This window comes from Bradyrhizobium sp. LVM 105 (genome assembly GCF_003957705.1).
Lineage (GTDB): Bacteria > Pseudomonadota > Alphaproteobacteria > Rhizobiales > Xanthobacteraceae > Bradyrhizobium > Bradyrhizobium frederickii.
The window spans coordinates 274,441-286,483 of sequence record NZ_QZMV01000001.1; the positions used below are offsets into that span (position 1 = coordinate 274,441).

A 12,043-nucleotide genomic window follows, 5' to 3' on the forward strand; every position below is an offset into this window, starting at 1 on the left:
ACGGTCATGACACGGCCTTGCGGAGCGGGGTCACCTTGAGGTGATCCTGGTGGTCGCCGATGGCTTTGGCGATGAAGCGGGCGGTGATCGGGGTGCCGTCGTAGTGCACGATCGGCACGAGGCGCACGGGATCGATGCCGTTCTCGTTGACGATGAGCTGACGCAGCTGGCTGTCGCGGTTCTGCTCGACCACGTAGACGAAGTCGTGCTCGGCGAGGAAGCTCGCCACGCTCGAATGGAACGGGAAGGCGCGAATGCGCAGCCGGTCGAGCTGATGCCCGCGCGCTTCCAACAGGCCGATCGCCTCGTCCATGGCCGGCGAGGTCGAGCCGAAATAGATCACGCCATATTTGGTCGGCCGTTCCGCATTGGCCTGCAACGGCCGCGGCACCAGATCCTGCGCGGTCTCGAACTTGCGCATCAGGCGCTGCATGTTGTCGGCGTAGACCGAGCCTTCCTCGGAATAGCGCGCATAGCGGTCGCGCGAGGTGCCGCGGGTGAAATAGGAGCCCTTGGTCGGATGCGTGCCGGGATAGGTGCGGTAGGGAATGCCGTCGCCATCAACGTCGAGATAGCGGCCGAAGTCGCGGCCTTCTTCCAGCATCTCCGCGGTCATCACCTTGCCGCGATCATACTGCCTGGCATCGTCCCATTTCAGCGGACGGCAGAGCCGGTGGTTCATGCCGATGTCGAGGTCGAGCATCAGGAAGATCGTGGTCTGCAGCCGCTCGGCGAGATCGAAGGCGGCGGCCGCGAACTCGAACGCCTCGGCCGGGTCTTCCGGGAACAGCAGCACATGCTTGGTGTCGCCGTGCGAGGCATAGGCGCAGGCGATGATGTCGCATTGCTGGGTGCGGGTCGGCATGCCCGTCGAGGGGCCGGCACGCTGGATGTTCATGATCACGGCCGGGATCTCGGCAAAATACGAAAGGCCGATGAACTCGGTCATCAGCGAGATGCCGGGACCTGAGGTCGCGGTGAAGGCGCGGGCGCCGTTCCAGGACGCGCCGATCACGATGCCGATCGAGGCCAGCTCGTCCTCGCCCTGCACGATCGCGTATTTCGCCTTGCCGGTCTCAGGATCGTGCCGGTACTTCGTGCAATGAGCGGTGAAGGCCTCCGCCACCGACGAGGACGGCGTGATCGGATACCAGGCGCACACCGTGGCGCCGCCGTAGACGGCGCCGAGCGCGGCGGCGCTGTTGCCTTCGATGAAGATGCGGTCGCCGACCTTGTCGGATTTCTTCACGCGAAGTCCGATCGGGCATTTCAGGTTCTGCAGCGCCCAGTCGCGGCCGAGATGCAGCGCGTGGACGTTGGAGGACAACAGCTTCTCCTTGCCCTTGTACTGCTCGCCGATCAGCTGCTCGATCAGCTTCGGGTCCATGTCGAGCAGGGCCGAGAGCGCGCCCAGATAGATGATGTTCTTGAACAGCTGGCGCTGGCGCGGATCGGTGTAGGTCGAGTTGGTGATAGCGGTTAAGGGGACGCCGATCACGGTGATGTCGTCACGGAACTTGGTCGACGGCATCGGCTTGGTCGAATCGTAGAACAGGTAGCCGCCGGGCTCGATGCCGGCGACGTCCTTGTCCCAGGTCTGCGGGTTCATCGCCACCATCATGTCGACGCCGCCGCGGGCGCCGAGATGGCCGGCTTCCGTCACCCGCACCTCGTACCAGGTCGGCAGGCCCTGGATGTTGGAGGGGAAGATGTTGCGCGGGGAGACCGGAACGCCGTGGCGCAGGATCGCGCGCGCGAACATCTCGTTGGCGCTGGCCGAGCCCGAGCCGTTGACGTTGGCGAAGCGGACGACGAAGTCGTTTACGCTGCTGATCGGCTTTTTGTCGGACATGTCGAACCTGCGTGGGTCATCTCGATGTAATATTTCTGCATGTCCCAGGCGCCGGTGGGACAGCGCTCGGCGCACAGCCCGCAATGCAGGCAGACGTCCTCGTCCTTCACCATCACCCGCCCGGTCTTGAGATCGGAGGAGACGTAGAGGTCCTGGTCGGGATGCAGCGAGGGTGCCTTCAAGCGCTGGCGCAGATCGCTTTCCTCACCATTGGCGGTGAAGGTGATGCAATCCATCGGGCAGATGTCGACGCACGCATCGCACTCGATGCAGAGCGAGGTCGAGAACACGGTCTGCACGTCGCAGTTCAGGCAGCGATGCGCTTCGCCGAGCGCGAGCTTGACGTCGTAGCCGAGCTCGACCTCGGCGCGGATGTCCTTCAGCGCGATCACCTTGTCGCGATGCGGCACCTTGTAGCGCTTGTCGACGGAGATGTCGTTGTCATAGCTCCATTCGTGGATGCCCATTTTCTGCGACGAGACCTGCACGTCGGGCAGCGGCCGCTCGGTGATGTCCTCGCCCGAGAGCATCCTGTGGATCGACAGCGCGGCGTCGTGGCCGTGCGCGACCGCCCAGATGATGTTCTTCGGCCCGAACGCGGCGTCGCCGCCGAAGAACACCTTTGGATTGGTCGAGACGAAGGTCTTGGGATCGACCTTGGGCATGTGCCATTTGTCGAACTCGATGCCGCAATCCCGCTCGATCCAGGGGAAGGCGTTCTCCTGGCCGACCGCGACCAGCACGTCGTCGCATGCGATGGTCTGGTCCGGCTCACCCGAGGGCACGAGGTTGCGGCGTCCCTTGGCATCGTACTCGGCCTTCACCTTCTGGAAGGTGATGCCGGTGAGCTTGCCGTTGTCATGGATGAAGGCGACGGGGACCAGGAAATTGAGGATCGGAATGTCCTCGTGGAGCGCATCCTCCTTCTCCCAGGGCGAGGCCTTCATCTCCTCGAAGCCGGAGCGGACGACGACCTTGACGTCCTCGCCGCCGAGCCGGCGCGCGGTGCGGCAGCAATCCATCGCGGTGTTGCCGCCGCCGAGCACGACCACGCGCTTGCCGATCTTGTCGGTATGGCCGAACGAGACCGAGGCCAGCCATTCGATGCCGATATGGATATTGGCCGCTGCGTCCTTGCGGCCGGGAATGTCGAGCTCGCGGCCGCGCGGTGCGCCGGAGCCGACGAAGATCGCGTCGTACTTCTCCGCGAGCAGCGCCTTCATGCTCTCGATGCGGTGACCGCCTTTGAATTCGACGCCGAGACCCAGGATGTAGCCGGTCTCCTCGTCGATCACCGAATTGGGCAGGCGGAATTTCGGGATCTGCGTGCGCATCATGCCGCCGGCTTCCGGATCGGCATCGAACACGGTGCAGTGATAGCCGAGCGGCGCCAGATCGCGCGCCACCGTCAGCGAAGCGGGCCCGCCGCCGACCAGCGCAACGCGCTTGCCGTTGTTCGGCGCGGGCCGCGGCAGGCGCTGCCTGATGTCGTCCTTGAAATCGGCGGCGACGCGCTTGAGGCGGCAGATCGCGACAGGGGTTTCCTCGACGCGCCCACGCCGGCACGCCGGCTCGCACGGACGATCGCAGGTGCGTCCCAGAATTCCGGGAAACACGTTCGACTTCCAATTGATCATGTAGGCGTCGCTGTAGCGGCCTTGGGCGATCAGTCGGATGTATTCGGGAACCGGGGTGTGCGCAGGACAGGCCCATTGGCAATCGACCACTTTGTGAAAGTAGTCGGGGGCCGCAATATCGGTCGGTTTCATTCCTACCCTGTCCGCGCAGGCTCAAAGACCCGGCGGCCTCTTCTGAGCTTGGCGAACGCTTAACGCGCGTCGATCTGGTTTCTGAATGACGTCATTGGGTTAGCTTATTAGAACCGTTCCCAAGTACAACGGCAAAGTTTCGCGCGCGCCTTCATGGGAGCTACGCGTTCACAGCATTAAGGGCGCGCGTGCGGTGCAGCATGTTGCGATGCGTGCGAGCAGCATCAGCGGCGCGCGAGATCGCTCTTCGCGAGATCCCACATCAGGCAGTAGGTGCCGACCGAGACCGGGAGCGGGAGGGGCGCCGCTGCCGGGCCGGTGAAGCGCTCGGCGATCACGGCGGAGACCGCGCCGACATGCGTGCCGTCGATCAGGACGAACCAGTCGCGCGCGCCTTCGTTGCGCACCGCCGGAATGTCCGCCGTCGCGCCGGACAATTCCGGCTCGCTTTCGAGCAGGTGCATCGAGGCGATGCCGTCGCGCCGCTCGGGCGTCAGCTTTTCTTGCAGCGCATCACGCCATGCCGCGGCATTGTCCGGCGTCGGCCGCAGCCGCACCAGGCCGAGAGCTGCCCCGCGTCCGGTGCCGTTGCTGACGGTGATCCGCGCGACCACGCGGAGCATGTCCTTGAAGCGCGCCATGGTCTGCCGCGACCATTCGGTCGGGTTCGCCAGCCGCGCCTTGTAGGCTGGGCTGTCGAGCACCTCGAGCGTCGCGGTCGAGTACAGGCAGAGGTATTTGGGATTGGCGGCATGCGCGACATAGCGCCGCGCTTCGAGAAATCCGTCGATCGCGACCCGCTCTTCCAGATGCTCGCGATCGTACCAGCGGTTGAAATCGGCTTCATCTGAAACGTCGATATTCATCGACGTCAGCAGCATGCCCTTCCCGGCGAGCGGCATTCTTCTTGTCCTTGCTTCCAGACCCTCATGGTGAGGAGGCGCGAAAGCGCCGTCTCGAACCATGAAGGCCCCGCTGTCGCACCGGGCCTTCCATCTTTCGAGACGCGCTCTCCGAGCGCTCCTCAGGATGAGGAGATAGACCCTAGCGAGCGATCTTCGATGCGAGGTCTGCGATCGACTTCATCACCGCATCCCTCACGCCGGCATCATAGAGCGAATGTCCGGCTTCTTCCACGACGCGAAGCTCGGAACCCGGCCAGACTTTCGCCAGCGCCTGAGAGGTCTGCGGCGGACAGAGCAGGTCGTAGCGGCCCTGCACGATAATGCCGGGAATGCCTTCGAGCCGGCCCACGTTCCGCAACAGCTGGCCTTCGCTCATGAAGGAATCGTTGATGAAATAATGCGCCTCCATGAACGGCGTCGCCGGCAACGTGCGCCAGACGTTCAGTGAGGCAAGGTCGAGCCGATTCTTGGCCGCCTTGTGCTCGGACAAGGCGCGCTCGGTGTCGTGCCAGGCCCGCGCCGCAGGTCCGTGCACGGCCGGATCGGCGTCGAGGATGCGGCGCCAATAGGCGTCCACGGGCCGGTCGCGCTCTTCCGGCGGCAGCACGCTCAGAAAATCCTCGGAGAGGGCGGGGTAGAATTGCGGCAGGCGCACCGTGAACGCGGTCTCGACCTCGGCCCGCGTGCCGAGGAACGTCGCGCGCAGGGCAATGCCCGAGACGCGATCGGGATGCGCCTCTGCATACGCCAGCGCCAACGTCGCCCCCCAGGAGCCGCCGACCACGATCCAGCGCTCAAAGCTGAACTTCGCGCGGATTGTCTCGATGTCCGCGACCAGATCGGCGGTGGTGTTGTGGGCGCGCGATCCCTTGGGCCGGCTGCGGCCGCAGCCGCGCTGGTCGAACAGCACGGCGCAGAAACGATCAGGATCGAACAGCCGGCGATGATCCGGCTGGCAGCCGCTGCCGGGTCCGCCGTGCAGGTAGATCGCGGGAATGCCGTCGCTGCGGCCGACGCTCTCGACGTAGAGCTCATGGCCGTCGCCGACGTCGAGCATTTCGGACGTCAGCGGCGCAAACGGATCGGCGCGTCTCGCTGCGGAGCCTGCGTCGGCGTCAGGTCCCATTCTCGGATTCCAGGGTGCCGCCGGCGAAATTGCGATAGAGGAAGCGGCTGGTCTCGCCCTCGGCCTCGCGCTCGGCCTGCTTGAAGATGGTCTCGTGCAGTGGCGACAGCGCGCAGGCCGGATCGGTGTTGGCGGCGTCCCCGGTCAGCGCAAAGGCCTGGCAGCGGCAGCCGCCGAAATCGATCTCGCGGAACTCGCAAGACTTGCACGGCTCCTTCATCCAGCCGGTGCCGCGATAGCGGTTGAAGGCCTCGGAATTCTGCCAGATCCAGGCGATCGAATGATTGGAGCGGACGGATTCGAACTCGAGCCCGGTGATGCTCTCGGCGGCGTGGCAGGGCAGCACCTTGCCGGCGGGCGAGATGTTGAAGAACTGCCGGCCCCAGCCGCCCATGCATTTCTTCGGCCGCAGCGCGTAATAATCCGGAACGACATAGTCGATCGTCAGCCGACCCTTCAGCCGCTCGCGCGCCGCCTCGACGATTTCAGTGCACTCGTCCAGCTGCGCCACTGTCGGCATCAAGGCGGCGCGGTTCTTCAGCGCCCAGCCGTAATACTGGACATTGGCGACCTCGAGCCGGTCGGCGTCGAGATCGAGCGACATCTGGATGATGTCAGGCAGCTGGTGCAGGTTCTGCCGATGCATCACCGCGTTCACGGTGAGCGGCAAATCGAGCTCGCGCGTCCATTTCGCCACTTCGAGCTTCTTGCGATGCCCGCCCTTGTAGCCGGCGACGCGGTCGGCGAGGCCCTCTTCGATGCCCTGGAACGAGATCTGCACATGGCAGAGCCCGGCATCGGCAAGCTCACGCAAACGCTCGCGCGTCAACAGCACGGCCGAGGTGATCAGATTGCTGTAGAGCCCGACCTCGCTGGCGTGCTTCACCAGCTCGACGAGATCTTTCCGCGCGGTCGGCTCGCCGCCGGAGAAATGCACCTGGAGCACGCCGATCTCGGCGAGCTCGCTCAAGACCTTCTTCCATTCCTCGGTGGTCAGCTCCTTGCCCGAGCGGTCGAGCTCGACCGGGTTGGAGCAATAGGGACATTGCAGCGGGCAGCGATGCGTGATCTCGAGCAGCACCGCCAGCGGAATGCCGAACGTCTCCGCGGTCGAGCGCTGCTTCTCCAGCACCGCCAGGCTGTCGCTGGCTGGGATGGTCACGTCGCTCATGACGTCTTCTCCCTGATCTCGGTGAGAAAGCCCTTGTCGGCGAGATCCTGCAGCATGACGATGACGTCGGCCAGGATCGCCTCGCGGGGAGCGGCGTATTTCGCCGCGAGCTGATCGGAGACGTCGCCGACGCTGCGCTTGCCGTCGCAGAGCTGCAGCACCTCGACCGCGATCTCGTCAGGCGCCAGCACCCGCTCCGGCGCCAGGATCACCCAGACCTTTCGGGTCTCGTCATATTTCAGCTTGGCATGCCGCGGCAGCACGGGGCGGCTTGCCTCGCTGACGCTGATGTTCCGCGGCCCGGCCATCGATCTTCCTCTCAGCCCGCTTTGGGCACGAACGCGCCCGGCGGAATATGGCCCTCGACATAGGCGTGCTGGAGCGCGTCGAGCTGCACCCACAGCACGTTGGTCTTGAAGATAAGCGCGTTGCAAACCTGCGCGCGCTGCTCCGGCGTCGTGGCGTGCGTCTTGACATAGTCGAGCGCGAAATTGGCATCGCGCGGCGCCTGCGTCAGGCGGCGCTTGAAGTAGCTCATGGTGTCAGGATTGACGAAATCGTAGTGCTGCAGCATGCCCGCGATGCGCTCCTCGTGGATGCTCGGCGCGAACAGCTCGGTGAGCGAGGAGGCGATCGCCTCCAGCGGGCTCTTCTCGCGGCAATAGTGCACGTAGGCCTCCACCGCGAAGCGCGTCGCCGGCAAGATGCCCTCGGTGGATTCCACGTAGGCGGTGTCGAGGCCGAGACCCTCGGTCAGCTTGATCCAGCGCTCGATGCCGCCTTCGGCGCCGACATCGCCGTCATGGTCCTCGATGCGGTGGCGCCATTCCAGGCGCGTGGCGCGGTCGCGGAAGCGCGAGATCACCACCGCGTCCTTGATCGGTATCGTGCTCTGGTAATAGTAGCGGTTGAGCGCCCAGGCCTGCACCTGGCCCTTGTTCAGCTTGCCGCCATGCAGCAGCTTATGGAACGGATGCAGGCTGTGATAGCGCGTCGCCCCGATATGGCGCAGCGTCGCCTCGAGCTCCTCGGCCGAGTTGAGCCTGATATCCCTGCCGATCGAGAGCGCAGTCATTCCAGTCATTGATGCCGCATTCACAGCACGATCTCCGTTCCATCCGCCGGTATCTGCCAGCCCGCCGCCTCAGCGGCCTTGCGCTCGGGTGAGGCAGGCAGCAGCGCCGGGTTCGAGTTATTGATATGCAGAAATATCTTCCTGTCGATATCGAGATCGGCCAGCCGCGCGATGGCGCCGTCGTCGCCGGACATCGCGACATGTCCCATGCTCTTGCCGGTCTTGTGGCCGAGGCCAGCCCTGATCATCTCGTCGTCCCGCCAGACCGTGCCGTCGAAGAAAACGAGCGAGGCGCCGTCGATCTCGGCCTTGAGCGCGTCGGTCACGTCGGCACAGGCCGCGATGAAGTAGAAATATTTGCCGGTCGCCTTGTCGGTGATCTTCAGGCCCAGCGTATCGCCGTCGCCGCTGGTCCCGCCGGGATGCGCCTTGCCTTCCAGATACCAGGCCGACTTGCCTGAGACCGCGAAAGGCAGCACTTCCAGTCCGGAACGTGCGCCGTGCGTGAGGCACGGCTCGAACGGCTCGCGGATCGAAATCGGCTGGCGCCGCACGTGCTTCTCGTTCAGCACGTTGAAGATGCTGTTGCTGGCGAGGATCGCCAGCACCTTGTCATGCGCATAGATCGTGAACGGCGAGCTCTCGCGCATCGAGAGCAGGCCCGCCACCGCATCCACTTCGCTGTTGGTCAGGATCACGCCCGCAATCGGGCTATGGCGCAGCGCCCCAGCCCTGGGGTGCAGTTGCGGCGTGGCATTCAATTGCTGGCGCAGGTCGGGGGAGGCGTTGATCAGGAACCAGCTCTCGCCGTCGCCGCTGAAGGCGACCGAGGCCTGCGTCCGGTGCAGCTCGGGCCCGCCTTTGCGGGCCGCCCGGCAGCCCTCGCAGCCGCAATTCCACTGGGGAACTCCGCCGCCGGCGGCGGCGCCCAGGACGACGACGCGAAGCATGATCCGTCTCCTGGAAGGAACACGCGCGGTGGATCTCAGGCCGACGCAAATGCCGACACAGATTCTTTCCTTCGGAAACGCCTCGTGACCGAAAGATCCACCGCCGCAGAACGCGAGATCGCCGACCGGCTTACTTGCGGGTGGCGCTCACATACATGTTGATCTCCATGCCACAGGGCACTTCGACGATCTTCGGGGCTTTCCATGCCATTTTGGCTCTCCATTTCTCGAATTCGGACGTATCCGCCCACCCGCTAAGTTAATGCGGGCGGAGAAGTTCGCTAGTGAAATTTTCCCGGACCTAGGTAGTAGGCCTGCGGAATTGTTGCACTGCAAAGAGAGCGCATTGCGGCCGCAAAAATCCGCAATGGACATCGGCAAGAACCGCCGATAGGTCGTGATCCCTGTCGGGATAAACGAGTTGTGAGTTTAGAACGGCTTCCAATCGTCTGCTGGCGACCCCATTGGATCAGGCATGCCCAGATATTTCTTCAACACCCGTATCGGCGACGAACTGATCGTGGATCCTGACGGAGAGGACCTGCGCAACCCCGATGGCGCCTGGGAGGTCGCCCGCCAGATGATCCTGGAGGTGGTGAAGTCGGAAGGCGCCCAGCGGGCCCTGCTCGAGGCGGTGATCGAGGTGACCGACGACGAAGGCGAGGTCGTGCTGGAGTTTCCCTTCACCGAGGCGCTGCTGGACCTGCCCGATCCGTCCGCGACAAGGCATTGAAACCCCGCTCTCTCCCCGTCATTGCGAGCGTAGCGAAGCAACCCAGACTGCCTCCACGGAGGGGTTCTGGATTGCTTCGTCACAAGGGCTCCTCGCAATGACGGAGAATGTGGCGTCGTCCCGCGCCCCCCTCCACCCCTGCGAAATCCGCATGGCTTTGCCGCGTTCCCGGCGCTAAAAGACGCCGGATACACGGAGCAAGCCATGCAAGATCTCTGGCGCCTGTCGGCCGCCGACCTCGCCACCCTCGTCAAATCCAGGAAAGTCTCCGCCAGGGAGGCGGCCAAGGCCGGTCTCGCCCGGCTCGATGCCGTCAATCCCCAGCTCAATGCGGTGATCGACCACCGGCCGGACGACGTGCTCAAGCAGGCCGACGTCGTCGATGCCGCCATCGCGCGAGGCGAGGATCCCGGTGTGCTCGCCGGCGTGCCCGTCACCATCAAGGCCAATGTCGACCAGGAAGGCTTTGCCACCACCAACGGCTTGAAACTGCAGCGCGACGTGATCGCGCGCGAGGACAATCCTGTCGTCGCCAATTTCCGCAGGGCCGGCGCCATTTTGCTCGGCCGCACCAATTGCCCGGCCTTCTCCTATCGCTGGTTCACCACCAATCTCATCCACGGCGACACCAAGAATCCGCGCGATGCATCGCTGACCCCGGGCGGCTCCTCGGGCGGCGCCGGTTCGGCGGTCGCGGCCGGCATCGGCCACATCGCCCACGGCACCGATATTGCCGGCTCGATCCGCTATCCTGCCTATGCCTGCGGCGTGCATGGCCTGCGTCCGACCCTCGGCCGCATCCCCGCCTTCAATCCCGCGCTGCCGGAGCGCCCGATCGGGCCGCAGATCATGGCGGTGTCGGGTCCGCTGGCGCGCACCGTCAACGACCTCAGGATTTCGCTCGAAGCGATGGCGGCCCGCGACATCCGCGATCCCTGGTTCGTACCGGTGCCGCTCCAAGGCCCCGCGCGGGACAAGCGCGCCGCGCTTTGCCTCAATCCCGGCGGCCTTGCCACCACTCCGGAGGTGAAGGCGGCGGTGAGCGATGCCGGCAAGCGGCTGGAGCGCGCCGGTTGGACCGTCGATGTGATCGAGGACACGCCGCCGATGCGCGAGGCGGTGGAGTGGCAGATCAAGCTCTGGCTCGGCGATGGCTATGAGGCGCAGCTCGAGATGGCCGAGCGCGAGGGCGATCCCGGCGCGCTGGCGTGTCTGCGCGGCAACCGCGCCAGGGTGACGCCGATGGACCAGGCCAATTACGCCAAGGCGCTGACCCGACGCGCCACGCTGACCCGTGAGTGGATGCTGTTCTTCGAAAAATATGCCGTGCTGCTGACGCCGGTCTCGGGCGAGCTGCCGTTCCCGGATCACCTCGACTGCAAGGACGACGAATCCTTCAAGCGGGTCTGGGAAGCGCAGCTGCCGCAGATCGCAATTCCCTTCATGGGATTGCCGGGCCTCGTGGTCTCCACCGGCCTCGTCGGCAAGGCGCCGGTCGGCGTGCATGTCGTCTCCGGCCGCTACCGCGAAGACCTTTGCCTGCTCGCGGGCGAGGCGATCGAAGCCGGCGGCGTGCCGCCGTCGCCGATCGACCCCGTGGGCTAGCGATGTCTGCTATTTACGACTTCAAGGCCAACTCGCTTGCCGGCGAGGAGGTGCCGCTGAGACGTTTCGAGGGACAGGTGCTGCTGATCGTCAACACCGCGAGCAAATGCGGCTTCACGCCGCAATATCGCGGCCTGGAGGATCTGCACCGCGATCTCTCGCCGCGCGGCTTCTCCGTGCTCGGCTTTCCCTGCAACCAGTTCGGGGCGCAGGAGCCGGGGCAGGCGAGCGAGATCCAGGCGTTCTGCTCGAGCAATTACGACGTCACCTTTCCGTTGTTCGCCAAGATCGACGTCAACGGCGCAAATGCGCACCCCCTGTATGAGTACCTGAAACGCCAGCAATCGGGCCTGCTAGGGGCCTCCATCAAATGGAATTTCACCAAATTCCTGGTGGACCGTGAGGGCCGCGTGGTCGCACGCTACGCGCCGACCGCCCGGCCGGAAGGATTGCGGACTCAAATCGAAACACTGTTGTGAGCGAGACAATCATGAGCGACGAATTTCCGGACCGCCTGTCGGTCGATCCGAACAGCCCCTATTACAACGCGGACATCCTGTCGCGCGACGTCGGCATCCGCTTCAAGGGCATCGAGAAGACCAATGTCGAGGAGTACTGCATCAGCGAAGGCTGGGTCCGCGTTACCGCCGGCAACGCCAAGGACCGCCACGGCAACCCGCTGACCATCAAGGTGCACGGGCCGGTCGAGCCGTATTTCAGGGACAAGAAATAGCTTCTGAGCGCGCGCGCTCTCCCCACGTCATTGCGAGCGAAGCGAAGCAATCCAGAATCTCACCGTTGAGGCAGTCTGGATTGCTTCGTCGCTTCGCTCCTCGCAATGACGAAAGTGAAAGGCC

General features: G+C 64.7%; 13 protein-coding genes. 4 read left to right on the forward strand and 9 right to left on the reverse strand.

The genetic code is table 11. From position 1 onward, the window contains the following. Positions 1-4: 4 nt before the first annotated feature. The 9 genes from D6B98_RS01320 to pqqA form a co-directional block, all read right to left on the reverse strand. Positions 5-1,852, reverse strand: coding sequence for a 2-oxoacid:acceptor oxidoreductase subunit alpha (locus tag D6B98_RS01320; RefSeq protein ID WP_164718314.1), 1,848 nt, complete (start codon positions 1,850-1,852; stop codon positions 5-7). Then, positions 1,822-3,621, reverse strand: a complete 1,800-nt coding sequence (locus D6B98_RS01325) for an FAD-dependent oxidoreductase (protein ID WP_126255151.1) — start codon at positions 3,619-3,621, stop codon at positions 1,822-1,824. Before D6B98_RS01325 ends, D6B98_RS01320 begins: the two co-directional genes overlap by 31 nt. 224 nt (positions 3,622-3,845) lie before the next feature. Beyond that, positions 3,846-4,523, reverse strand: coding sequence for a DUF4286 family protein (locus tag D6B98_RS01330; RefSeq protein ID WP_126255152.1), 678 nt, complete (start codon positions 4,521-4,523; stop codon positions 3,846-3,848). Between the two features lie 142 nt (positions 4,524-4,665). After that, entirely contained in the window at positions 4,666-5,652 is a 987-nt protein-coding gene (pip, locus tag D6B98_RS01335; protein WP_126255153.1) for a prolyl aminopeptidase, read from the reverse strand. After that, positions 5,642-6,823, reverse strand: coding sequence for a pyrroloquinoline quinone biosynthesis protein PqqE (gene pqqE / locus D6B98_RS01340; RefSeq protein ID WP_126255154.1), 1,182 nt, complete (start codon positions 6,821-6,823; stop codon positions 5,642-5,644). The genes pip and pqqE overlap by 11 nt, the downstream gene beginning before the upstream one ends. Further along, complete coding sequence (pqqD, locus tag D6B98_RS01345; RefSeq protein ID WP_126255155.1) at positions 6,820-7,131, reverse strand: pyrroloquinoline quinone biosynthesis peptide chaperone PqqD; 312 nt, start codon at positions 7,129-7,131, stop codon at positions 6,820-6,822. The genes pqqE and pqqD overlap by 4 nt, the downstream gene beginning before the upstream one ends. Positions 7,132-7,142: 11 nt before the next feature. After that, a complete protein-coding gene (gene pqqC, locus D6B98_RS01350) occupies positions 7,143-7,898 on the reverse strand; it encodes a pyrroloquinoline-quinone synthase PqqC (RefSeq protein WP_430644559.1) in 756 nt (251 codons plus the stop codon). A gap of 20 nt (positions 7,899-7,918) precedes the next feature. Further along, positions 7,919-8,848, reverse strand: a complete 930-nt coding sequence (pqqB, locus tag D6B98_RS01355) for a pyrroloquinoline quinone biosynthesis protein PqqB (protein WP_126255157.1) — start codon at positions 8,846-8,848, stop codon at positions 7,919-7,921. 130 nt (positions 8,849-8,978) lie between these two features. Continuing rightward, positions 8,979-9,059 carry a pyrroloquinoline quinone precursor peptide PqqA gene (gene pqqA, locus D6B98_RS01360; RefSeq protein WP_007595659.1) on the reverse strand — a complete coding sequence of 27 codons (81 nt, stop codon included), beginning with the start codon at positions 9,057-9,059 and terminating at the stop codon, positions 8,979-8,981. 264 nt (positions 9,060-9,323) lie between these two features. On the opposite strand from pqqA, the gene D6B98_RS01365 reads away from it, so the two are divergent. The 4 genes from D6B98_RS01365 to D6B98_RS01380 all read left to right on the forward strand — a co-directional run bounded on the left by D6B98_RS01365 (position 9,324) and on the right by D6B98_RS01380 (position 11,919). After that, entirely contained in the window at positions 9,324-9,581 is a 258-nt protein-coding gene (locus D6B98_RS01365) for a DUF6894 family protein (RefSeq protein ID WP_126255158.1), read from the forward strand. Positions 9,582-9,785: 204 nt separating this feature from the next. Then, positions 9,786-11,186, forward strand: a complete 1,401-nt coding sequence (locus tag D6B98_RS01370; protein ID WP_126255159.1) for an amidase family protein — start codon at positions 9,786-9,788, stop codon at positions 11,184-11,186. Between the two features lie 2 nt (positions 11,187-11,188). Continuing rightward, positions 11,189-11,665 carry a glutathione peroxidase gene (locus D6B98_RS01375; protein ID WP_126255160.1) on the forward strand — a complete coding sequence of 159 codons (477 nt, stop codon included), beginning with the start codon at positions 11,189-11,191 and terminating at the stop codon, positions 11,663-11,665. A gap of 11 nt (positions 11,666-11,676) precedes the next feature. Beyond that, on the forward strand, positions 11,677-11,919 hold the full coding sequence (locus D6B98_RS01380) for a DUF3297 family protein (protein ID WP_008559805.1): 243 nt from the start codon (positions 11,677-11,679) through the stop codon (positions 11,917-11,919). Positions 11,920-12,043: the final 124 nt, after the last annotated feature.

Excerpts from the sequence above, each read along its gene's own strand:
- D6B98_RS01370 (WP_126255159.1), top strand. The coding sequence starts at position 9,786 with ATGCAAGATCTCTGGCGCCTGTCGGCCGCCGACCTCGCCACCCTCGTC.
- pqqC (WP_430644559.1), bottom strand. The coding sequence starts at position 7,898 with ATGACTGCGCTCTCGATCGGCAGGGATATCAGGCTCAACTCGGCCGAG.
- D6B98_RS01380 (WP_008559805.1), top strand. The coding sequence starts at position 11,677 with ATGAGCGACGAATTTCCGGACCGCCTGTCGGTCGATCCGAACAGCCCC.
- pqqE (WP_126255154.1), bottom strand. The coding sequence starts at position 6,823 with ATGAGCGACGTGACCATCCCAGCCAGCGACAGCCTGGCGGTGCTGGAG.
- D6B98_RS01325 (WP_126255151.1), bottom strand. The coding sequence starts at position 3,621 with ATGAAACCGACCGATATTGCGGCCCCCGACTACTTTCACAAAGTGGTC.
- pip (WP_126255153.1), bottom strand. The coding sequence starts at position 5,652 with ATGGGACCTGACGCCGACGCAGGCTCCGCAGCGAGACGCGCCGATCCG.
- D6B98_RS01365 (WP_126255158.1), top strand. The coding sequence starts at position 9,324 with ATGCCCAGATATTTCTTCAACACCCGTATCGGCGACGAACTGATCGTG.
- D6B98_RS01320 (WP_164718314.1), bottom strand. The coding sequence starts at position 1,852 with ATGTCCGACAAAAAGCCGATCAGCAGCGTAAACGACTTCGTCGTCCGC.
- pqqB (WP_126255157.1), bottom strand. The coding sequence starts at position 8,848 with ATGCTTCGCGTCGTCGTCCTGGGCGCCGCCGCCGGCGGCGGAGTTCCC.
- pqqD (WP_126255155.1), bottom strand. The coding sequence starts at position 7,131 with ATGGCCGGGCCGCGGAACATCAGCGTCAGCGAGGCAAGCCGCCCCGTG.
- D6B98_RS01375 (WP_126255160.1), top strand. The coding sequence starts at position 11,189 with ATGTCTGCTATTTACGACTTCAAGGCCAACTCGCTTGCCGGCGAGGAG.
- pqqA (WP_007595659.1), bottom strand. The coding sequence starts at position 9,059 with ATGGCATGGAAAGCCCCGAAGATCGTCGAAGTGCCCTGTGGCATGGAG.
- D6B98_RS01330 (WP_126255152.1), bottom strand. The coding sequence starts at position 4,523 with ATGCCGCTCGCCGGGAAGGGCATGCTGCTGACGTCGATGAATATCGAC.